23 protein-coding genes are annotated in these 20,450 nt (G+C 42.3%); 13 read left to right on the top strand and 10 right to left on the bottom strand.

Annotation, left to right across the window (positions count from 1 at the left end):
- Nucleotides 1-202: 202 nt before the first annotated feature.
- Together V7K15_RS07295 and V7K15_RS07290 are read right to left on the bottom strand one after the other, a co-directional pair.
- Nucleotides 203-553, bottom strand: coding sequence for a WD40 repeat domain-containing protein (locus V7K15_RS07295; protein WP_334904357.1), 351 nt, complete (start codon nucleotides 551-553; stop codon nucleotides 203-205).
- Between the two features lie 51 nt (nucleotides 554-604).
- On the bottom strand, nucleotides 605-820 hold the full coding sequence (locus tag V7K15_RS07290; RefSeq protein WP_334904355.1) for a type II toxin-antitoxin system HicB family antitoxin: 216 nt from the start codon (nucleotides 818-820) through the stop codon (nucleotides 605-607).
- A gap of 362 nt (nucleotides 821-1,182) precedes the next feature.
- On the opposite strand from V7K15_RS07290, the gene V7K15_RS07285 reads away from it, so the two are divergent.
- The gene (locus V7K15_RS07285; RefSeq protein WP_334904363.1) at nucleotides 1,183-1,803 is read left to right on the top strand and encodes a tetratricopeptide repeat protein; all 621 of its coding nucleotides are present in this window, start codon (nucleotides 1,183-1,185) and stop codon (nucleotides 1,801-1,803) included.
- Between the two features lie 150 nt (nucleotides 1,804-1,953).
- On the opposite strand, the gene V7K15_RS07280 is transcribed toward V7K15_RS07285, so the two are convergent.
- Nucleotides 1,954-2,178 carry a hypothetical protein gene (locus V7K15_RS07280; protein WP_334904353.1) on the bottom strand — a complete coding sequence of 75 codons (225 nt, stop codon included), beginning with the start codon at nucleotides 2,176-2,178 and terminating at the stop codon, nucleotides 1,954-1,956.
- A 129-nt stretch (nucleotides 2,179-2,307) separates the two neighbouring features.
- Between V7K15_RS07280 and V7K15_RS07275 the strand changes: the two genes are divergently transcribed.
- Nucleotides 2,308-2,586: a hypothetical protein gene (locus V7K15_RS07275; RefSeq protein ID WP_334904351.1), complete on the top strand. Its 279-nt coding sequence runs from the start codon at nucleotides 2,308-2,310 to the stop codon at nucleotides 2,584-2,586.
- A 50-nt stretch (nucleotides 2,587-2,636) separates the two neighbouring features.
- Here V7K15_RS07275 and V7K15_RS07270 read toward each other — a convergent pair whose 3' ends face one another.
- A complete protein-coding gene (locus V7K15_RS07270) occupies nucleotides 2,637-2,783 on the bottom strand; it encodes a hypothetical protein (protein WP_334904349.1) in 147 nt (48 codons plus the stop codon).
- A gap of 106 nt (nucleotides 2,784-2,889) precedes the next feature.
- Here V7K15_RS07270 and trxB point away from each other — a divergent pair, with 106 nt between their 5' ends.
- The 6 genes from trxB to V7K15_RS07245 all read left to right on the top strand — a co-directional run bounded on the left by trxB (nucleotide 2,890) and on the right by V7K15_RS07245 (nucleotide 7,831).
- A complete protein-coding gene (trxB, locus tag V7K15_RS07265; RefSeq protein WP_334904347.1) occupies nucleotides 2,890-4,260 on the top strand; it encodes a thioredoxin-disulfide reductase in 1,371 nt (456 codons plus the stop codon).
- A 545-nt stretch (nucleotides 4,261-4,805) separates the two neighbouring features.
- A complete protein-coding gene (locus V7K15_RS29925; RefSeq protein ID WP_442949654.1) occupies nucleotides 4,806-4,943 on the top strand; it encodes a plasmid mobilization protein in 138 nt (45 codons plus the stop codon).
- 73 nt (nucleotides 4,944-5,016) lie between these two features.
- Nucleotides 5,017-5,913 carry an ABC transporter permease gene (locus V7K15_RS07260; RefSeq protein ID WP_334904345.1) on the top strand — a complete coding sequence of 299 codons (897 nt, stop codon included), beginning with the start codon at nucleotides 5,017-5,019 and terminating at the stop codon, nucleotides 5,911-5,913.
- Between the two features lie 122 nt (nucleotides 5,914-6,035).
- On the top strand, nucleotides 6,036-6,245 hold the full coding sequence (locus V7K15_RS07255) for a hypothetical protein (protein ID WP_334904343.1): 210 nt from the start codon (nucleotides 6,036-6,038) through the stop codon (nucleotides 6,243-6,245).
- 53 nt (nucleotides 6,246-6,298) lie between these two features.
- Nucleotides 6,299-7,201, top strand: a complete 903-nt coding sequence (locus V7K15_RS07250; protein WP_334904341.1) for an ROK family protein — start codon at nucleotides 6,299-6,301, stop codon at nucleotides 7,199-7,201.
- 3 nt (nucleotides 7,202-7,204) lie between these two features.
- On the top strand, nucleotides 7,205-7,831 hold the full coding sequence (locus V7K15_RS07245) for a type I restriction endonuclease subunit R (protein ID WP_334904339.1): 627 nt from the start codon (nucleotides 7,205-7,207) through the stop codon (nucleotides 7,829-7,831).
- Nucleotides 7,832-7,880: 49 nt separating this feature from the next.
- Here V7K15_RS07245 and V7K15_RS07240 read toward each other — a convergent pair whose 3' ends face one another.
- Nucleotides 7,881-8,303, bottom strand: a complete 423-nt coding sequence (locus V7K15_RS07240) for a hypothetical protein (RefSeq protein WP_334904337.1) — start codon at nucleotides 8,301-8,303, stop codon at nucleotides 7,881-7,883.
- A gap of 146 nt (nucleotides 8,304-8,449) precedes the next feature.
- Nucleotides 8,450-10,087 (bottom strand): CTP synthase, encoded by a 1,638-nt coding sequence (locus V7K15_RS07235; protein ID WP_334904336.1) that lies wholly within the window; start codon nucleotides 10,085-10,087, stop codon nucleotides 8,450-8,452.
- An 84-nt stretch (nucleotides 10,088-10,171) separates the two neighbouring features.
- Between V7K15_RS07235 and V7K15_RS07230 the strand changes: the two genes are divergently transcribed.
- A complete protein-coding gene (locus V7K15_RS07230; RefSeq protein ID WP_334904334.1) occupies nucleotides 10,172-11,947 on the top strand; it encodes an N-acetylmuramoyl-L-alanine amidase in 1,776 nt (591 codons plus the stop codon).
- Nucleotides 11,948-12,179: 232 nt separating this feature from the next.
- On the opposite strand, the gene V7K15_RS07225 is transcribed toward V7K15_RS07230, so the two are convergent.
- Both V7K15_RS07225 and V7K15_RS07220 read right to left on the bottom strand, forming a co-directional pair.
- Complete coding sequence (locus V7K15_RS07225) at nucleotides 12,180-13,085, bottom strand: DUF4435 domain-containing protein (RefSeq protein ID WP_334904332.1); 906 nt, start codon at nucleotides 13,083-13,085, stop codon at nucleotides 12,180-12,182.
- Nucleotides 13,086-14,456, bottom strand: a complete 1,371-nt coding sequence (locus V7K15_RS07220; RefSeq protein WP_334904330.1) for an AAA family ATPase — start codon at nucleotides 14,454-14,456, stop codon at nucleotides 13,086-13,088.
- A gap of 428 nt (nucleotides 14,457-14,884) precedes the next feature.
- Here V7K15_RS07220 and V7K15_RS07215 point away from each other — a divergent pair, with 428 nt between their 5' ends.
- Both V7K15_RS07215 and V7K15_RS07210 read left to right on the top strand, forming a co-directional pair.
- Entirely contained in the window at nucleotides 14,885-15,157 is a 273-nt protein-coding gene (locus tag V7K15_RS07215; protein ID WP_334904328.1) for a hypothetical protein, read from the top strand.
- Between the two features lie 294 nt (nucleotides 15,158-15,451).
- Nucleotides 15,452-16,786, top strand: a complete 1,335-nt coding sequence (locus V7K15_RS07210) for a TAXI family TRAP transporter solute-binding subunit (RefSeq protein ID WP_334904326.1) — start codon at nucleotides 15,452-15,454, stop codon at nucleotides 16,784-16,786.
- Between the two features lie 17 nt (nucleotides 16,787-16,803).
- On the opposite strand, the gene V7K15_RS07205 is transcribed toward V7K15_RS07210, so the two are convergent.
- Entirely contained in the window at nucleotides 16,804-17,313 is a 510-nt protein-coding gene (locus V7K15_RS07205; protein ID WP_334904324.1) for a pentapeptide repeat-containing protein, read from the bottom strand.
- A gap of 503 nt (nucleotides 17,314-17,816) precedes the next feature.
- On the opposite strand from V7K15_RS07205, the gene V7K15_RS07200 reads away from it, so the two are divergent.
- A complete protein-coding gene (locus V7K15_RS07200) occupies nucleotides 17,817-18,320 on the top strand; it encodes a YraN family protein (protein ID WP_334904322.1) in 504 nt (167 codons plus the stop codon).
- A gap of 70 nt (nucleotides 18,321-18,390) precedes the next feature.
- Here V7K15_RS07200 and V7K15_RS07195 read toward each other — a convergent pair whose 3' ends face one another.
- Nucleotides 18,391-18,780, bottom strand: a complete 390-nt coding sequence (locus tag V7K15_RS07195) for a hypothetical protein (protein ID WP_334904320.1) — start codon at nucleotides 18,778-18,780, stop codon at nucleotides 18,391-18,393.
- Between the two features lie 244 nt (nucleotides 18,781-19,024).
- Here V7K15_RS07195 and queA point away from each other — a divergent pair, with 244 nt between their 5' ends.
- Nucleotides 19,025-20,293 carry a tRNA preQ1(34) S-adenosylmethionine ribosyltransferase-isomerase QueA gene (queA, locus tag V7K15_RS07190; RefSeq protein ID WP_334904361.1) on the top strand — a complete coding sequence of 423 codons (1,269 nt, stop codon included), beginning with the start codon at nucleotides 19,025-19,027 and terminating at the stop codon, nucleotides 20,291-20,293.
- The last annotated feature ends 157 nt before the right edge of the window (nucleotides 20,294-20,450 follow it).

The following is a 20,450-nucleotide window of genomic DNA, read 5'->3' as shown; positions in this document are numbered from 1 at the left end:
ACGGTCATTGATGTAATAACTATTTTTTAGTACTGAAGAAAGTTGTTAGCGTTCGCTTGATTTTGATCCGACTTCACAAAATCGCGTTGCTCCCGGCGATCGTAACCCCTAAACCACTCACTGCATCTGATTCCAATTCAACGATAAATTACCCGTTATTTGTAAATAATGTGTTCTCACTTCGGAGGTGATTTACAGGTTCCTACTGGTATATAAGCGACTCTGGCACTCCCCAAATTTTAATTGTTCTATCAATGCTATAACTAGCAATGAAGTTGCGATCGCTACTCATGGCAACATAACCAATTGGCGCTGTATGCCCCTGCAATGTAGATAATTTTCTGTTCATTGCCAAATCCCAAACAACTATTTCGTAGTTATCTGTACAGTAGATTAAAACTCTACCATCTGAACTCATAAGGCAAGGAACAACACCCGCAGATGTATAGAGAATGCGATCGCTGATCAATTCCCATACACATACCTCGTCTTGCCGGATTCCGCAAGCCAAAATTTGCCTATCAAGGCGATTTGCAAGTGAATTTACTGTCAAATATTAACGAAAGATTGCTTATAAGACAGATCCCAATAGCAAATAAGGGTGTTATTGTAGTCTGCAATAGACCAGAAAAGTTTCAAAATTCTCTTCTGGAACAGGCAAGCCATCCTCCTCCAACGCGGCGACATAACCTGCGATCGCCTCTTTGATATTGGAAAGGGCTTCCTGTTTAGTCTTACCCTGGCTAAGACAACCTTTTAGGCTGGGGCACTCTACAACCCAGTAGCCATCTTCATCTCCATACACGATTACCTGTCTCATATTCCACTTGATAACAAAAAATGTGTATAACTGTTCTTGATCTTAGCAAGCAAGCCTCCTAAATCTGCCTTCCACTGCGCATTTCAACCTCAAACTGTATATTGCTGACGCGTCTACCCATTCTCATCGATCATCTATTCAATTGTCGGTGGCTTCGGTTTCAAACTGCATTTGTCGGTACAAATTAGCGGCAGCTACGCCCGTCGTAGACATCGCTATTTCCACATCCACCCTAATTGCTACCCTAACCAAGCACTAATGTTCTAGCATTTTATCTCGTAGATGGTTAATGCTTAATGGTTAATGCGATCGCCTTTTACCGTAATGTAGGTTATCGCATCTTATTCCAATTCAACAAACTCATGTTTTTTTTAAATTCACTGGAAAATCAACTCCAGCGCTGGAACGAAACCATTCGCAATCAGTCGAAAAATCCTAATGCTTACATTCGTCGAGGCATGGTTAACTTTCAACTGGGCAAGATTGATGAATCTATTCAAGATTTTGACATTGCAGAGCAATTGGATGCCCGTATTAAACCCTACCTCTGGCAACGTGGATTATCGTACTATTATGCAGAAAGATTTGCTGAGGGCGCTCAACAATTTGAAATAGATTTGACAGTAAATGCTCAAGATGTAGAAGAAACAGTATGGCGATATCTCTGCATAGCTCGTTCGTTAAGTGTTGAAGAGGCACGTAATTCTTTACTAACTGTAAAAAATGACCCTCGACGTGTTATGCAGCGCGTATATGATTTGTATGCAGAAAATTGTACACCAGATGATGTTTTAACTGTCGGTCAATCAGAAGCGATAAAGGGAAATTTTTACAGTCATCTTTACTTGGGATTATATTACGAAGCCCAGAATAATCTTGATTTAGCTCAGGAATATATAATTAAAGCTGCTGATAATTACAAAATTGATGATTATATGTGGTATTTGGCACGGGTACATAAAAATTTGCGAGGATGGTCTTGATTTGCTCAATAGACATCTCTAGAAATTAATTATGCGTTGTCCGAAATCCTTGGTAGGCAAAATACCCTGCGGGTTCGCGTAGCGTTCCGTAGGAAAGCTAAAGCTACATAAATTGTGCCTACGTCATTTTCACTCCTATGTCTATTCGGATCATGCTACATAGTGATACACAGGAACCTCAGCAAAGTGATCTGGTTCTTGTCCAGAGAGAATGATTTGCTGCAACTGTTCTACAGCTGATGGAGAAAAAAACTGTTCTCCTGTTTCTGGATTGACACGAGCAGGCACGTTCTCGATCATGTAGACTTGTCCATTGAGTTGGAGTGTGTACGTTACTCGTTGTTCAACTAGTGTTTCTAGCTCATTGCTGATCATTGCGGTTCCTCCTTTGAGTAAAGTTGTTATTCCATCGCTGAGGTTCAGGCTCGTACAGGGTAATAATTTTAAGCAGGGGGCGAGAAGGATAACTGCATTGAATATGAATTTGCGATTCTCGGTCTGGCATTGGGGTATTTACTAGACCCCAATAGTGCTGATTCCATTCTTACCTTATCTCTAATTCTTGTTCCTGTTGCTTGCGGTTCAATTCCACTTTTGCGACCGCAAATCGTACAAGATTTAATTGCATTCTCGCCGTTCTATCACTATCGGCAATTAGTTTTATCGGCGGTTAACTTGAACTACGATAACCAGCTATTTCTACATTTACTTTGGCTACTTTGGGCTTGTGCTGCTTTTGGTTTATTCGCGGCTTGGTCTTATCAGCGCGATCGCACCGTTTAGTAGCTTTAACATGATTGACATTGAATTTCTGGAAGGGATTTTATACCACATTAACCTTCATAGCTGTGAGCGATCGCCTCTGCTAAACTAATTTGCAAAAAATATCTTCCTCTATTTACGACTATTTTTTGTGGTGACTTGTATTTAGCAGTTAAGAGGATATTTGGCAAGTGTTGATCACATCGCACCGTAGGCATTTTCCGTAGGCGTAGCCCGTCGCAGACATCGCTTCCAACATGGCATAGCCAATCACATTTTATTATGCTATATTAAGCGTAGTCGTTATGAGTTCATATAAATATCATGACTAACCCCACAGTAGAAAACTTAGTAATTATCGGTTCTGGGCCAGCAGGGTACACAGCCGCCATCTATGCCGGACGCGCTAACCTGAAACCCGTTGTATTTGAAGGTTTCCAAGCAGGGGGATTACCAGGTGGGCAACTAATGACAACGACGGAAGTCGAGAACTTTCCTGGGTTTCCCCAAGGGATTACTGGGCCGGAACTGATGGATCAGATGAAGGCGCAGGCGGAGCGCTGGGGGGCTGAACTATATACTGAAGATGTTATCTCAGTTGACTTGAGTCAGCGTCCCTTTACAGTGCGATCGCAAGATCGGGAAATTAAAACCAACAGCATCGTCGTTGCGACTGGTGCAACAGCAAAGCGTTTGGGTTTACCCAGCGAACATGAATTTTGGAGTCGGGGAATCTCCGCTTGTGCAATTTGCGATGGTGCAACACCGATTTTTCACGGCGCAGAATTGGCTGTAATTGGTGCTGGCGACTCGGCGGCGGAAGAGTCAATTTACCTCACCAAATACGGCTCTAAGGTGAATATGTTGGTACGCACCGATAAGATGCGGGCTTCTAAAGCCATGCAAGACCGGGTTTTGAGCAACCCTAAAATCCAGGTACATTGGAACACAGAAGCCGTGGATATCTTCGGTAACGGTCGCATGGAAGGGGTGAAAGTCCGCAATATCAAAACTGGTGAAGAGAGCCTACTGCACGCTAAGGGTTTATTCTACGCCGTTGGTCACAGTCCCAATACCTCTTTATTTAAGGGGCAATTAGAACTGGATGAGGTCGGTTACGTTGTCACCAAGCACGGTACTGTAGAAACCAGTGTAGAGGGCGTTTTTGCTGCTGGCGATGTCCAAGATCATGAGTTTCGGCAAGCAATTACGGCTGCGGGTACTGGCTGTATGGCGGCAATGTTAGCAGAACGTTGGTTATCATTTAGTGGCTTGATTCAAGAATTCCATCAACAGGCAGAAACAGCAGATAATGAATTAGAACCTCAGCCAGCTAAAAAGACTGAAGCCGAAGAAGAAGCTGGATTTAATTTGAATGGGACGCGCCATCAAGGAGGTTATGCTTTACGGAAATTGTTCCATGAAAGCGATCGCTTACTCCTTGTTAAATACGTCTCTCCTGGTTGTGGCCCTTGTCATACCCTGAAGCCAATTTTAAATAAAGTGGTGGATGAATTTGACAGCAAAATTCACTTTGTGGAAATTGACATCGACAAAGACCGAGATATTGCCGAAAATGCTGGGGTGACAGGAACACCAACAGTTCAATTGTTCAAAAATAAGGAACTGGTGAAGGAAGTTAAAGGTGTGAAGCAAAAGAGCGAATACCGTCAGTTGATTGAAAGCAATCTGTAAAAGAATGGGGAGTGGGGAATGGGGAATAGTAAAAAATCATTAACAGTTACTAATTCTCAATACTCACCCCCCGACATCGCAAACTAACCTGTTAAATAAAGATACAGAAATAATCGTTGTATTTACTAAAGTTTCCGCCTGATTAAAATCAGAATCACCCGTAATCAAAAAATCTGCCTCTGCTGCCATAGCACAAGCTAAAAACTTTGCATCTTTTCTATTTGGCAATACTTAAACCGGGAACCCGTTTATAAAACAAAGCTTCTAGTTCAATTTAGCTGACCCCAGTGGGCTTCATCTCCCTAAGCGTTAGAGAATTTATTCTCTCGTTCTCGTGCCCCCCACGATACGTTTAATTTCCTCAAAATTTTAGGTTTACTGGTTTGGTTGCGCGTTGGCATCCTAGCTTTTATTAAACGCGAGTGTTTTCGCTACCCACTAGCTATTATTTTTTTCTAGCCAGTCGTTTTGGGGTTGGTTATCCATTTGTGCTAGCGGTTATTCTACCTGTGGCATAATTATATTGTACCCTCAAATGTTCACCTATGTCTAGAGAAAAATCGATTAAAGTCAGATTGTCTGAGTATGAACTTCAGCAGCTAAAGGAAGAAGCACAAAAACAAGGAGTGGGAATGTCCGATGTTCTTAGAAAATGTATAGCTCAATTCTCAAAGCCGTCGTAGAACGACGGGGCTTTAAACCCATTAATTCCGGTAAAATAGTCAGCGTATCTTGCTTGAACCAGGCGATCGCTTTATGGCCATTACAAAACGGCGGCTACCGACATTTTTACAATTTGGCAAAACTTCCAATCTTTCCCAAAAACTCATGCTCATCGGGTTAGCCATTACCCTATTTTTCATCTTCCTGGCATTCTTCGCTCCCGTATTCCAGGCTTGGGAATGGCTGCAAAACCCGAAAGATTTTCTCTCTAATCCAATTCACGAGCCACCCTCAGCTAAACATTGGTTTGGTACTAGTCGCCTGGGTTATGATGTGTTCTCCCGGACAATGTTTGGCGCTCAAGCTGCTTTGCTAGTGGTGATTTTGGCAACAGCGTTGAGTATGATTATCGGTGTGCCTTTGGGGATGCTGAGTGGTTATCTCGGCGGTAAATTGGATAAAATGTTGCTATTTCTTATGGATAGCATCTACACTCTACCGGGGCTATTGCTGTCTGTGACGCTGGCGTTTGTGGTGGGACGTGGGATATTAAATGCAGCGATCGCCATTAGCATTGCTTACATCCCCCAATATTACCGCGTTGTTCGCAACCACACCGTAAGCGTGAAAACTGAAGTGTTCATCGAAGCTGCTCAAGCAATGGGCGCTTCTACTTGGGTTGTACTTTCTCGTTATCTATTTTTCAACGTCATTCAAAGCGTACCCGTCCTATTCACGCTCAACGCTGCTGATGCGATTTTGGTTTTGGGCGGTTTGGGTTTTTTGGGACTAGGACTTCCCGAAGAAGTGCCAGAATGGGGACATGATTTAAAACAAGCCTTAGAAGCTCTACCAACTGGCATTTGGTGGACTACGCTTTTCCCTGGTTTAACGATGACATGCATGGTAGTAGGGTTATCACTACTTGGTGAGGGGTTAAATGAATTTGTCAATCCCCGATTACGGAGAGAAAATAGAATCCGAAACTAGGCATTAGTCATTAGTCACTTGTACTGAGCGTTGCCGTTGGCGCAGCCTCTCGTAGAGAAGTATTGGTCATTAGTTTTGGACAAAGGACAAATGAAAAATAAGATAAGAATAGAGAGATTTGTATGAAAGATAATCTAACGTTAATTGCTGCCGCTACTGGCGGGTTTATCCTTTCTGTTGCCCTTGCTGGCATCTTAAGAGGTGCGCCAATTACAGCTTGGCACGAGGAATGGAGTTTTCGTACCACGACTGTTGCTGATTTACAGAAATCGGAGTTGAAAGCCCCGCGTCTTCTCCCAACGGCAGACGCTGCGCGAACAGATGGGGGATGAAAACGACAATAATAGGGAATAGCTGTTCACCAATGCCCAATGACAAATGACAAATGACAAATGACAAAATTCAAGTAATTGGCATTGATGTGGGGGGAACAGCAATTAAGCTGGGGCGTTTTGCATCTGATGGTACTTGTCTCTTATCTTTGACTGTGGCAGCTCCCCAACCGACAACACCAGGGGCGGTGGTGGCGGTGTTGGTAGATGCGATCGCTCAAATTGATCCAGAGAATCAAGCTGTTGCGATTGGTGTTGGTACCCCAGGCCCAGCCGATGCAAGAGGACGCATTGCCAAAATAGCAATTAACTTACCTGGATGGCGCGATGTGCCTTTAGCAGACTGGCTAGAAGCTAAAACTGGTAAACCTACTGCGATCGCTAATGATGCTAATTGCGCTCTTTTGGGAGAAGCTTGGCTGGGAGCCGGTCGCCACTTTCAAAATCTGATTCTGCTAACTTTGGGAACTGGGGTTGGTGGCGCAATTATCCTCGATGGCAAACTATTTGTTGGACATCAAGGAGCCGCCGGGGAATTGGGTTTAATTTCATTCAACCCTGATGGGCCAATTTGTAATAGTGGCAATCAAGGCTCTTTGGAACAATATGCCTCTGCGACTGCAATTCGCCGCCGCACTCTCAAGGAACCCGCCGAATTGGGTTTTCTTGCCCAACAAGGAGATGCCGCAGCCTTGACTTTTTGGCAAGAATATGGTAATAATTTGGGAATTGGTTTGACGAGTTTGATTTATGTACTCACACCACAAGCGATCGTTATTGGTGGCGGCATAAGTGGCAGCTTTGAATTTTTCTTACCAGCAGTGAAGGCAGAAATTGAGAAGCGAGTGCAGCCTTTATCACGCGTGGGGTTACAAATATTGCCAGCAGAGTTAGGCAATTTTGCTGGGATAGTGGGTGCAGCAAAGTTGGCATTGCAACTCCATTCGGGATTTTAGATTATGGTTCAAACAGTCCCAGCGAGAGACATCAGTCTTTACGAATTAGAAGAAAAATTTGGTTTGCAACTTGCCACAGACACCAACTTATTTACAGAATGGACAGAAAATTTACCAACTCTGACTGATAATGAAAAGCAAGCGATCGCGCGAGTCAAAAGCAACTATTTAAACTTGAATAAGCACCGTCTGATGTCAGAAGAGGCGGTAAAGATGGTAGTGCTGTCTCCTTTACTCGATCTAGCTGGGTTTTATCAACTTCCTTTTGAGATTGAAACTGAGACTTCTGTTGAGATTTCTGCTGAAGACGAGAGCTTTATCGTTAAAGGAAACATTGATGTTCTTGTCATCCAAAAACGTTTTTGGGTACTTGTGATCGAATCTAAAAGCAGTAAATTTGATGTGATGATAGCCCTACCTCAAGCACTAGCTTATATGCTTGCTCGTCCAAATTCTGCACAACCGACTTTTGGTTTACTAATCAACGGTAGGGAATTTGTTTTTGTCAAATTAATTCAACAAGAACATCTTTGGTATGCACGATCTTATGCGCTATCAATTGAACGTGATTCCGAACTATACCAAGTACTCAGTATATTGAAACGCCTTGGAGAATTAATCGTTATTTAGGATTGTGGATTTAATCACCTGCAATTTTTATAAGGTGCATGAATTGACACTAAGAAAAAGAATATCCTGTTGCTTTCTTAACGTATTGCACCACTTTTTGATATGATTCAGGATTACTCACAGGGTTGATGATCATCGGAATAGTGCCATCTGGCAACCAAAAAGTTATTCTGCCGTTAGGTTCATGGCAAAAAGAACTAATGCAATTGAGATTAATTACATATTCATTTTTTTCGTAAATAATTTTCACCCAGTGAGCATAATCCAATTCCAACACCGTCACACATTCTAAATAATCGAGAATCTTTTGATAATCTTCCAAGTTAGTTTGCGGGTTAATCACTATTGGAAGGGCACTATCGGGCAACCAAAAAGTAACCCTGCCATTCACTTCATAACAAAAAGCATGGACACCCTCAAAATTCACTACATATTCTCTCCTTTCGTAAAGGATTCTCACCCAGTACGCCACAACATCTCCTCAAGTCCGAAATTTACGAATGATGCACCCTGGATGTCCAAATCTGCTGAAGCCTTAAGTTAATGTTGCTATGCACGAATTCAAAATCTAAAAAATTAATTTTGAATTATGAATTATGAATTATGAATTATGAATTTTTATGACACCTCCAATGGTGTAGGTTTACCAGATGTCGAGATAGAAAGAGTGATCGCTGCTTGAATAAACCCTTTAAATAAGGGATGAGGGGTACTGGGGCGCGATTGAAATTCTGGATGGAATTGGCAAGCAAGAAAGAATGGGTGCTTGGGTAATTCCACAATTTCAACTAACTGTCCATCGGGAGAAGTACCACTGATCACATAGCCAGACTTTATTAACAGATCGCGGTAATCATTGTTGAACTCATATCGATGTCGATGTCGTTCATAAATTACATCTTCTTGATAAAGCTTGAAAGCCAGAGTATCAGGTATAACACGACAAGGATATAGCCCCAAGCGCATTGTACCCCCTAAATCCACTACTTCCTGCTGTCCTGGCAATAAATTAATCACCGGATCAATTGTATAGGGGTCAAATTCAGCACTATTAGCATCTGTTAATCCGCCTACGTGCCTACCCCATTCAATCACAGCACATTGCATTCCCAGGCATAAACCCAAAAAGGGGATTTGGCGATCGCGGGCGTATTTAATCGCAGCAATTTTGCCATCTACCCCCCGAACACCAAAACCTCCTGGTACAATCACGCCATCGACACCTTCAAGATGAGTTTGGGCTGGTTCAGTTTCCAAATCTTCTGAGTTCACCCAACGCAGCCGCAGTTTGCCATAAGTGGAGATGGCAGCATGGTTTAATGCTTCCACTACAGATAGATAAGCATCACTTAACTGCACATATTTCCCGACAATGGCAATTTCTACCTCGTATTTGGGACTATGTAACCGTTTTACCAGGGTTTGCCACTGCGTCAAATCTGGTTTGCGTTGTTCCATTTGCAGCAAGTTCAGCACTTGTTCTGCCATTCCTTCCCATTCCAGATTTAGCGGTACTTCATAGATACTTTTGGCATCTTGGGAAGTGATCACACATTCTTCCGCCACATCGCAAAAACCCGACAATTTCTGCTTTAATCCTTTGGGTAAGGGGCGATCGCTGCGACAAACTAAAATATCTGGTTGAATGCCAATCGATCTCAGTTCCTTAACTGAATGCTGGGTTGGCTTAGTTTTCATCTCACCCGCAGAGGCAATCCACGGTACCAGCGTTACGTGCATATACAACACATTTTGCCGTCCCACCTCTTTGCGGAACTGGCGAATTGCTTCCAAAAACGGCAGTGATTCAATATCTCCCACCGTACCGCCGATTTCTGTAATTACTACAGAGGGATTTGTACTTTTAGCAACTCGCAGAATCCGATCTTTTATTTCATTGGTGATATGAGGAATTACCTGTACAGTACCGCCATTGTAGTCTCCGCGTCGCTCTTTATTGATAACTGCCTGATAAATCGAGCCAGTAGTAACACAGTTCAAGCGCGACATTGAGGTATCGGTAAAGCGTTCGTAATGCCCCAAGTCCAAATCTGTCTCCGCACCATCCTGGGTAACGAATACTTCCCCATGCTGAAAGGGACTCATTGTGCCAGGATCGATATTGATATAAGGGTCGAGTTTGAGAATCGACACCGAATATTCGCGCGACTTGAGCAAACGCCCTAGACTTGCTGCTACAATGCCTTTACCAATACTGGAAACTACGCCTCCAGTTACAAAGATAAACTTAGTCATAGTAGTTTGAATTTCTAACAACTTCTAAAAATACATCCCGTCATTGTGCCACAGTTATTGTGGTGTAATTTTCTGTGATTTGCTGTGAAAAACCTTCTAGGATTAGTAATATTAGGCTGTATTCTCACCTCCTCGGTAGCATTGGCAGACGCATCTCTTATAGTCGTTTTTCCCCAGACAAACTACCAGACGAGTGCCGAAAAAATCTTTTTTCTGGGCACAGCACCACCAGATGGTCAGGTTTTGATCAATAGTAAGCCAATTACCCGCAGCAAAGCTGGTCATTTTTCCCCTAGTTTCCCCTTGCAGTTGGGGGAGAATCTTTTTACTGTGCGTCACGACAATCAAGAACTCCAGATTAAAGTGACAAGGCTTACCACTAGCCCTGAGCTACCACAGGGCTTAGGCTTTGCTAAAGATTCCCTGACTCCTGCTGCTGACATTGCCAGACTACCAGGAGAACTAATTTGTTTTACCGCATTAGCGAAACTTCCTCAAGGGGTCGCACCCCCTAAGGCCAATGTCTCTGTAAACTTGGCTAATCAAACTATTGCCCTTTTACCGCAACCTCAACAAGCACAACTACCAAGTAATTTGGCAATTTTGACAGGGCAAAATCAGCCTTATGCCCAGTCTAGCGTAGGCAATTATCAAGGTTGCACCACATTGGCAACAGCCGCCGATCTAGGGCAACCTCAGTTTCAATTGACACTCAATAGCAAGACGATAACTCAGCCAGGATCTGGTAAGATTCAAATCCTCTCAAGAGCAGAGTTGCCAGTTGCGGAAGTAACGGCAGACGCAGGTGTTGCTCGTACTGGCCCGAACACTGATTATTCTCGACTCACACCACTGCCCAAAGGCACACGCGCAACAGTTACAGGTAGGGAAGGTGAATGGTTGCGCCTAGACTATGGTGCTTGGATTAATAGTCAAGAAACCCACATTCTAGCTGGTGCAATTCCGCCACAGACAATAATTCGCAGTGTCGGATACCGTCAACTCCCTGGTGCGACAGAGATAGTTTTCCCCTTGCAAGTTCCCGTGCCTGTGAGTGTGCAACAAACTGAGCAAGCGATCGCTCTCACTCTTTACAATACCACTGCCCAAACCGACATTATTCGCCTGGATGATGACCCCCTAATTTCTCGCCTAGATTGGCAACAGGAAGCCCCAGGACAAGTAAAATACACCCTTAACCTCAAAAAAGCTCAACAGTGGGGATATAAGCTGAGATACGACGGTACAACCCTGGTTTTGGCTTTGCGTCATCCGCCTAAAATCGGGAACACAAGACGCAAGCCTTTAGCTAATTTCAAGATTGTACTAGATCCAGGGCATGGCGGTAAAGAAACTGGTGCCAGTGGCCCAACTGGATATTTAGAAAAAGATGTGAATTTGGTGGTATGTAAGTTGTTGCGGGATGATTTGGTGAAGCGAGGAGCAACGGTGGTGATGACGCGGGAGGACGATCGCGAACTTTCCCTAGCAGAACGTCAGGCAATTATCAGTCGAGAAGAACCAGCGATCGCTATTTCTATACACCACAACTCCCTACCCGATGATGGCGATGCCGAAAAAATCAAGGGATTCGCCGCTTTTTGGTATCAACCCCAAGCTCATAACCTCGCAATATTTTTACAGAAGTATGTAGTCAAAAAACTCGGCAGACCTTCTTATGGTGTATTTTGGGATAACCTAGCGCTGACACGCCCGACAGCTGCGCCATCAGTGTTGCTGGAATTGGGTTTTATGAGCAATCCCGATGAATTTGAGCAGGTAGTGAACCCAGAAGAACAGAAGAAAATTGCAAATGCGATCGCTCAGGGAATTACTGAGTGGTTTAGGAGTGTTAAATAAATTTGCAGAACTAGAGTTTTACCCTGATTGTATTTGGTGGAGTGCGATGTCTGAGGACAAGGCTGGCGCCAACGCTATTTTTTAGCTAGTTCCTGCTCAATGTTGCGATCGCTCTTTGTTCAAGCTTTTTGACTTACACAATAAGGTTATGCTGCATATACTTTGTACAAATGTGCTTTACTCTCCTGATTTCAAAATCTAATGAAGTAGAGTAACACGAGCAGTTAGCGTTTCAACAGGCAACTTGAAAAGACTCAAGATAGCTATAGAGACAGGTTGATGTATCAGCGTATTGAGACAAATCAGAAATTATCGTCTTTTTTGATAAAGATAGTACAACTTTCACCTTTCCAGTGAAATATGGATAATTCCTCTCATTAGCTGCGTTCATAAGTTTTTGAAGAAAATAAAATAAAAACTCAATTTCAAACTTACCTCTAAAACTCTTTTGTCGAATGTTGGATTGTAGCTCAGATATCTTAATATCTAGTTCCTGCTGAGGAATAATAGGTACATTCGCAAACCTCTCATATAAATCATCAATTGTATATTTTACTGTGATTTTATCTAAGTCAATATCCACAAAGCGCAATACACTAAGCCCCGAAATGTTTAACTTACTAGACTGCTCTCTTTGACAAGCTATCCAAGCATTTAGCAATTCGACTGCGTTATGAAAATCTTCTTGTAGTTTCGTATAAAGAGAAATGCATCTTTGAAAATTTTCATCTGACTCGGTTAGCTTAAATTCACTTCTCAAAATTTCAGAAAAGCATTGAACTGATGTATAGAAGTTTTCTACTGAGTAACAAGGTGTTTCATATATCCTACTTAAACTCGTCTCTTTTATTGATATATCAAAATCTTTATCTACAAAATAAGCCGCTTTAACATTTGCATAATGCTTACGGGATGAAAGCATTATGTGAATACCTAAAACACCCTCCTTACCATTGCAGCTAAGGTAAATATCTTTCTCAGGTCTTATGATGTTCTTTATTCTAATCCCATAATACTTACTGTCTTCTCCCTCAAAGAAGCAATAAAGTGCAGACTCATACTGCTTGTAAAGTCTAGTAAATTTAGTAAATATGACGACAGCTTTACCACGGGAAGCTCTTAAATTGTCTACTGACATTCATTCCTCCCGTACAAAAATATCAAGATCATTGGCATTCAAATCTAACTCGTTATCAAAGATAAACGGGGAATGAGTGACTGCTAAAAGTAGCCTACATTTCCCTGACTTCAAAATATCCGGAAGTAAAAGCTTTTGCCATTCAATAGATAGTGATAATTCTGGCTCATCAAACAGTAGAATAAAGTCCTCAGAGGACTCCAAATAAATCTTGGAAAAGAGGGAGATGATTTGCTTTTCTCCGGATGAAAGGTTTCTAATCTCAATCGGGCTGCTATTTCTAGTTTGGACTATAGATATATCTACATTAGCTTCATCATAAATAATACGTTTTTTATTTAAATACTCGTTGCATATTGTGGCTAATTGGTTGATGGACTCATCTTTTTCTTTTTGCTGTTCATACAAGCCTACTAATTTTGATAAAAAATAGACGAGCTGCTCATATCGAGTAGAATTTATTTCTCCTGAACTTACTAGCTTTTCAATTCTTTCTCTATCAGATGTTGATATATTTTTTTCGCCAACACGGCTTAAAACTATATTCAACGTCTCAGGCTGAATGCTGTCTCTCATTTCTTGAGTAATTTCAATTCCCTCAACAAACTGAGTTAAAATTTCACCCGTTACTTTTGAAAAGAGATTAAGGGCTGAGTCTTTAATTGCTTTTTTTATTTCATCAAACTTGCTAATGACATCATTCATTCCGAATTGAATAAGTTTACCTTCTCCATCACTAAAGTTCAGGCGCTCAAATCTCTCTTCTTCATACCCCAAGTTTTTTATATCTTCTTCGATCCTCCTATATGTTGGAAAATATAGAATAGATTCATTGAGATTTTCTTGAATAGTTGTTCTAATTTTATCGATTATACTTTTTTGGTCTCCTTCTTTATCACTTCTAAGTCTCAAACTAATTTCTTCTACTATTTCCATATATCTGGAGGGTAAACCATATTTAGCTATCAGTTTAGACAAATCTCCGCGAACGAGATCAGACGATGAACCTTTTTTAATCTCCATTTTCAATCTATCTATTTCTCGGCTAGGTAAATACGGTCTCAGCAAAGAAATGAATTGAAAAATATCATCTTTATCATATGATTTTAAATCACTTTTTTTGATATCGACACTGACTCCAGATTCAAACTCAAGAACTACTGAGTCAAAATCTATGGTGCTTAACTTGTGGAAATTGCAAGAGATTGAGTAGTATAAGGCATTTAAAATAGTAGTTTTCCCGGAACCATTTTCTGCAATCAGAATAACGGCTTCCTTCTCAAAAGGAATTTTTACATTCTTAAAACCAAACAAGCCATTAATCGAAAATGATTTTAGCTTAGTTGAATTCAAATGATCGCCTAGCGACATAACTACAAGTTCCAGTAGCTAATGATTAAGATAACCGAAAAGTAACTCAAGTAGATTATTAATGAGTCTTTTGACGGTAAACAGCTTCTTAAGCATAGCCAATAACTGCTTACTCAGCGTAATGCTCTGCTGAAAACTCGTTACCCAGTCCTATTTTCTGCTTCAACAGTAACTTAAGGCGTTGTTGTCCGAATAAGAGGAGGCTCTCAAAACCTTTGATATCACTGGACTGTGGCGATCATTGGTAAGGAATGCCGTGCTAAAGTTTCTTACTTTAGTCTTTGTTCAAGCTTTTTTACCATTTGCTATGCTACTTTGAGGCGATCGCTCTCCTAACTCCTACAGAATTAAGCATTGCTCTCTAACCTATATAGCTTCTGCTCTACAATGAAGTGAAGAATCTAGCAGCTTAAACAGGCGATTTATTTATGTCCCACCCTACGCTCAGTAGCCAAGAAGTCGCCCGACGTGGAAAGCAACTCTATCAAAAAAGTATCCGTGCCAAAGTTGAGACACAAGAGAACATTGGCAAAATTATCTCGATTAATGTTGAAACAGGAGATTACGAAATCGGTGATGATTTAGTCGAAACGAGTCTTCGATTACGATCCAAGCAAACCGATGCAGTACTTTGGGGAGAAAGAATTGGTTTTGATGCCGTTTATGCAATTGGTGGTACATTGCTCAGGACGGCACAGTGATACACGGGACTGTAGTTGGACTTCAGGTTTTCTTATAGTTCCTATTTGAACACAGATGCGATGGCAATATCAGCAAGTGTTTCACTCATGCTTTGAAAAGTATTGCAGCTATTATTAACTATCTTGCACCATTCTCAACAAGACCTGAGATCCAATTTTACGAGATGTGTTTGTTGAAAGGCGATCGCATGTCAATAGAATTATAGGGATTTTGCAACAAAAGTTGTCATTCTGTTGCTGCAATTGGCTCTTAAGTGTATATCTACAAAAGTGAGCTTTTCGGTATTGTAGTATATGACTCTTCACCAATCAGCAAATCCGCTTCATGGATTATTGAGTCGATACCATTTGACAACAAACCGTAGACTCCTAATTCCCCTGCTATTGAGCCTGGGCTTAATAGTATTTTTGGCGGTAAATTTAATTATCGATATCAACCAAGTGCATCGTTTAACGATCGCAGCTGGTTCAGCCCAAGGTGAAAGTTATATTTTAAGTCAGGCGATCGCCCAAGTATTCGCCAAACATCAGCCGAAAATTAAAATCCAACTTCTAGAAACCAAGGGGACTGAGGAAAATATCAAACTCCTGGAAGAAAACAAGGCGCAACTAGCCACAGCACAAGCTGATATTCCTACACTTCCTTCAGCGCGATTAATATGCAATTTATTCTCAGATACATTTCAGCTAGTAGTCACTGACAAATCTGGCATTCAGGAAGTTGCTGGACTCAAAGGCAAGCGCATTGCCTTACCACCACAAGGCGGTGGTCAATACAAATCCTTCTGGTTGCTGGCGAGCCATTACCGCCTGGCCTCAAGTGACTTTACATACAAGGCGATGTCTGAAAAAGCAGCCGATGCTGCCTTTCGTGACCAGCAGGTAGATGCAGTATTTCGTGTCCGTCCCCCTGGCAATCGGTCGATCATGGAACTAGTACAAAATAGTGGTGGGAGGTTAGTGCCAATTGACCAAGCTACTGCCATGAAAATTAATCAGCCAGCTTTTGAACCAGCATTTATCCCCAAAGGAGCCTATCAGGGAAATCCCCCGATTCCAGCGACAGATTTACCTACTGTCAGCGTCCAAAGAACTCTTTTGGCAGCCAAGAGAGTTGATCGGGGTATAGTCCGGCAGATCACCGCCCTGTTGTATGAGCATCGTCAAGAGTTGGCCAGGGTAATGCCTTTAGCAGCAAACATCAGTCCTCCCAATCCAGTCGGCGGAACTGGTTTACCACTGCATAGCGGGGCTGCTGCTTACTATGACCGAGAAAAACCCAATTTTGTCCAAGAAAATGCGGATTACTTGGCATTAATACTCACAGTTTTGCTGCTATTAGGATCTTGGATTTGGCAGATGAAAAGACGGCTTGACAACGTACAGAAAAATCGTGGTGATGACTATAATCAGGATATTGTCAAACTGATCAGAAAAATCGAAACTTGTCCAGATATCGACACCCTAGAAACAATTCGTACCGAGTTGTTGGACAAGTTTGAGAAAGTCGTCGAAGCATTAGACCACGATCGAATTACACCGGAGTCTTTTCAGTCTTTTACCTTCACCTGGGAGGCAGCAATGTCAGTTGTGCGCGATCGCCAAATTTGGTTGGTTGCACACACCTAATTGTTGTAGACTGGGCACTAAGGACAAAACAACGTGTCACGCGTATCTCGTCCTGTAATCGGATTAGTTCCTTTGGCAAGTTTGCACAATTTTTTTTGCTCATCGGAACGCAGCAGCGTATCGGTAAAATCTGCCCCGTCAATGATTGCACCATCAAATCTGGCGTTAGCGGCAAAGGCACCCTCTAACAGTGCATTTGTCAAATTTGCTCTCACTAAACGAGCCGAGTCTAAAGTGGCATTTCTTAAATCAGAACTTTCCAAATTCGCAGACTCTAAATTTGCTGCAAAGAAACTGACACCCTGCAAATTAGCATGGCTGAAGTTGCTCTGGCGAAGATTAGCTTTGGTAAAGCTGGAGTCTGTTAAATCACGTCCTGAGAAATCAGCCTCGACCAAAATTTCTTTATTATATTCGAGTGCCAAAGCTGGTGGAGCAAAACCGACCGTTGCCGTGATGCCAACTATTCCCCACAGGAATAAGCTGAGTACGCTTGCCAAAATCCGGGCGCTTAACTTAGAATTCATGCTATTTTTAGCCAATGGCGAACTCTCCTCAATCTCATTATCCCGATAGTTGTCTAACGAGGCGTTGACTTATTAGCTTGCCGTTTGCGTGTAGATTATCACAAATAGGGTAAAGATCCCCTTTTTAAGTGGGATTTATGAGGATCTACAGTCTTTGATACCTGACCCTTATGAGCCGTTCATAAACTTTCTGGAATGCGGTGGTGGCATATATGTCGAGCATCACTCTTTTATGGATATTTACCCCAATGATGTTCACTTCAATTTGACTGTTGGGAATGCCACGCCATTCAGGGAAGAATAAACAGATCATGGGAGTATAGCGTTTCCTAATCAGATGAGGTGCATCATAGCCCCCTCTCGAAGAGCGGGGAGGGGGTTTGGGGTGGGGTTCTTGTACCTCAGTTAACTGAGAACCGCTATATGATTTTGGGTAACTGCTAGAAACTCTTATTTTCCTTTTGAATTCAGTCAGGTAAATAACCTAGAATACTAAAGTTTATATGCCTTGTCCAAATAGTGGTCAATTAGGAGAAGACCTAGTTGCCCAATGGTTGCAATCTACAGGTTGGGTAATTCTCCATCGTCGCTTTTCTAGTCGCTGGGGAGAAATCGATATTATTGCTCAATATGATGGACGAACTGGGGAAACAGGGGAAAAAGGGGAGAACTTCTCACTTAGCACTCAGCACTCATTATTGGCATTTGTGGAAGTCAAAACCCGCAGTTCAGGCAGTTGGGATGCAGGGGGAAGAAGCGCAATCACCCCACAAAAGCAAGCAAAAATCTGGCGCACAGCTGGAATGTTTTTAGCCCAGTACCCTGAGAAGGCAGATTATTCTTGCCGATTTGATGTTGCTATTGTCTACTGTCAAAGGATATCAAAAAATCTGACTGGGGTTACACCAACCCAAGAAGCTCTAGCGACTTCATCAGTAGCCGGATACAAGTTTAAGCTGCAAGAATACATTCTTGCAGCTTTCGACTCTTCAATTGATAATGGTTAATCGGTAATCGATAAAATATCTTGATTACCAATGACCAATAATCTTGTAGTGACGTTACAACCAAATAATATCACGCCAAAGTTTCTGGACAGTAGCCTAAGCCCCGGACAAATTGTTGACGGAACGCCTCGATTTCATCTCTCTCTGGACTACCATGAGAGACGATCGCAACCTGATAGCGACGCATCACGTCCACAGGGCACTGTCCGGCTTCCAAACTCCAAAGTGCCATTTGCACCCTCATTGGCGGCTCGTAGCTAATTCCTAATTCATTTAAAAAAGCGCGAAAGTCGCCATCGTCTTGATGCGAGACTTGACCTCTGAGTTTGATCCTAACCACCCAGCCATCAATTTGATGAATTACGGTGACGAAAGAAACTGGTGTCTGGGGTCTAGCGTGGAGGTGTTGAACGACCCTCAGGGTTAGACTGGCATTTGCCAGATAGTACAAGTATTCCATGTTTGTTGGTGCTTGGGATCAAAGCCAATCCTACATATCTATCTTCGTCAATCAATGCCTGTTCGCGGTAGGGTAAAAGCCCCCGTTTTTAGATGGGGAGGTTTACCCAATCTTTATGTTAATTTTCCGTGTTACTTAATAGTACCAATCTTATAGCCAAGCGAGAAAACTGAGCGAAGATGCCTTAAAGTTCTTTTAGAAGGAAAAACTCAAACCAACTTTTTTAAGAGAGTATAAATACTAAATAAAGCAAAAACGAGTAGAAGTCAATTTGAAAGATACCTCTGACACACAAAGAAAAGATTTTGAATTAGATTGTTCGGTAGCTGGCTATGACTACAAACTATCTCCAGAACTGATTGCCCAAAACCCAGCAGTTCCTAGAGATAGTTCGCGGTTACTGGTGGTTAACTCTCCCAATACAGGCATCGAAACAGCACCCCTACATCACATTTTCCATGATTTGCCTGCACTGCTGCGCTCTGGTGATTTGTTGGTTATGAACAATACAAAAGTTATTCCAGCGCGGCTTTATGGACATAAATCTACTGGTGCTAAAATCCAGGTGTTGCTGTTGGAAGAACGCCAGTATAACTGTTGGTTGGCTTTAGTTAAGCCAGGAAAAAGCTTCAAGCAGGGAGCGAAGATTATTTTTGAACCAAGGCAATTAGGCATTAGGGATCAAAAATTAGGGACTTGTACTGAGCTTTGCCGTTGGCGCAGCCTCTCCAAGAGTTGTTGTATTGCGGATTGGGAAGATTCCTACCCAGTAAACAGTCCCCAACTCACGGCTACGGTTCTAGAAACAGACGCAGCCACCGGGGGGCGTTTGTTGCAATTTGATGTGCCAGAGGGAAAGTCTTTGGTGCAACTGTTAGAGGTATTTGGTGAAGTACCGCTACCACCGTACATCACTGCCTCAAAAGCTGCTGATGATCAGTATCAGACAGTTTATGCTCAAGAGCCAGGAGCGATCGCAGCTCCGACGGCAGGATTACATTTTACAAGAGAATTATTACAAAAGTTGCGCGATCGCAATATCAATCAAGCTTTTGTGACACTGCATGTTGGTGTAGGCACATTTCGCCCTGTGGAAGTAGAGGACGTAACTACCCACCAGATGCATGAAGAATGGATTGAAGTCCCCGCCACCACAGTAGAGCAAATCCGCGCTACTAAAGCAGCTGGCGGTCGGATTATTGTTGTGGGAACAACGGCAGTACGGGCTTTAGAAGGGGCGGCTGAATCTGGTAATTTACAACCATTTTGCGGTCAAACAGACTTGTTTATTTATCCGGGCTACCAATGGCGGGTGGTGGATGGTTTAATTACCAATTTTCACTTACCGCGTTCCAGTTTGCTGATGTTGGTAAGTGCGCTAATTGGCAGACAACGGTTATTGAATATATACAACGAAGCGATCGCTTTTGGCTATCGTTTTTATTCATTCGGCGATGCCATGTTAATTTTGCCAGAAGCTGTGGGAGTGGAGAGTTTGGAGAGACGCGATTAATCGCGTCTGTACAGGAGTTGGGAATTTGGAGAGACGCGATTAATCGCGTCTGTACAGGAATTTGGAATTTTTTCTTTCGTGATGGGTACTCTGACTTATGAGGAACTAAAAATAAGTACAGGTTTGCGATTCATGTTTGAAAAATCCCTATTTTCTC

Source organism: Nostoc sp. (assembly GCF_036919815.1).
GTDB lineage: Bacteria > Cyanobacteriota > Cyanobacteriia > Cyanobacteriales > Nostocaceae > Nostoc.
The sequence above is the reverse complement of the archived record's forward strand: the minus strand, read 5'-3'. Positions and strand labels throughout refer to the sequence as shown.

Bases quoted from the DNA above. Each gene is read 5' to 3' on its own strand.
- V7K15_RS07290 (WP_334904355.1), bottom strand. From the start codon at position 820: ATGAGACAGGTAATCGTGTATGGAGATGAAGATGGCTACTGGGTTGTA.
- V7K15_RS07285 (WP_334904363.1), top strand. From the start codon at position 1,183: ATGTTTTTTTTAAATTCACTGGAAAATCAACTCCAGCGCTGGAACGAA.
- V7K15_RS07280 (WP_334904353.1), bottom strand. From the start codon at position 2,178: ATGATCAGCAATGAGCTAGAAACACTAGTTGAACAACGAGTAACGTAC.
- V7K15_RS07270 (WP_334904349.1), bottom strand. From the start codon at position 2,783: ATGCCTACGGTGCGATGTGATCAACACTTGCCAAATATCCTCTTAACT.
- trxB (WP_334904347.1), top strand. From the start codon at position 2,890: ATGACTAACCCCACAGTAGAAAACTTAGTAATTATCGGTTCTGGGCCA.
- V7K15_RS29925 (WP_442949654.1), top strand. From the start codon at position 4,806: ATGTCTAGAGAAAAATCGATTAAAGTCAGATTGTCTGAGTATGAACTT.
- V7K15_RS07260 (WP_334904345.1), top strand. From the start codon at position 5,017: ATGGCCATTACAAAACGGCGGCTACCGACATTTTTACAATTTGGCAAA.
- V7K15_RS07255 (WP_334904343.1), top strand. From the start codon at position 6,036: ATGAAAGATAATCTAACGTTAATTGCTGCCGCTACTGGCGGGTTTATC.
- V7K15_RS07250 (WP_334904341.1), top strand. From the start codon at position 6,299: ATGACAAATGACAAAATTCAAGTAATTGGCATTGATGTGGGGGGAACA.
- V7K15_RS07245 (WP_334904339.1), top strand. From the start codon at position 7,205: ATGGTTCAAACAGTCCCAGCGAGAGACATCAGTCTTTACGAATTAGAA.
- V7K15_RS07235 (WP_334904336.1), bottom strand. From the start codon at position 10,087: ATGACTAAGTTTATCTTTGTAACTGGAGGCGTAGTTTCCAGTATTGGT.
- V7K15_RS07225 (WP_334904332.1), bottom strand. From the start codon at position 13,085: ATGTCAGTAGACAATTTAAGAGCTTCCCGTGGTAAAGCTGTCGTCATA.
- V7K15_RS07220 (WP_334904330.1), bottom strand. From the start codon at position 14,456: ATGTCGCTAGGCGATCATTTGAATTCAACTAAGCTAAAATCATTTTCG.
- V7K15_RS07215 (WP_334904328.1), top strand. From the start codon at position 14,885: ATGTCCCACCCTACGCTCAGTAGCCAAGAAGTCGCCCGACGTGGAAAG.
- V7K15_RS07210 (WP_334904326.1), top strand. From the start codon at position 15,452: ATGACTCTTCACCAATCAGCAAATCCGCTTCATGGATTATTGAGTCGA.
- V7K15_RS07205 (WP_334904324.1), bottom strand. From the start codon at position 17,313: ATGAATTCTAAGTTAAGCGCCCGGATTTTGGCAAGCGTACTCAGCTTA.
- V7K15_RS07200 (WP_334904322.1), top strand. From the start codon at position 17,817: ATGCCTTGTCCAAATAGTGGTCAATTAGGAGAAGACCTAGTTGCCCAA.
- V7K15_RS07195 (WP_334904320.1), bottom strand. From the start codon at position 18,780: ATGGAATACTTGTACTATCTGGCAAATGCCAGTCTAACCCTGAGGGTC.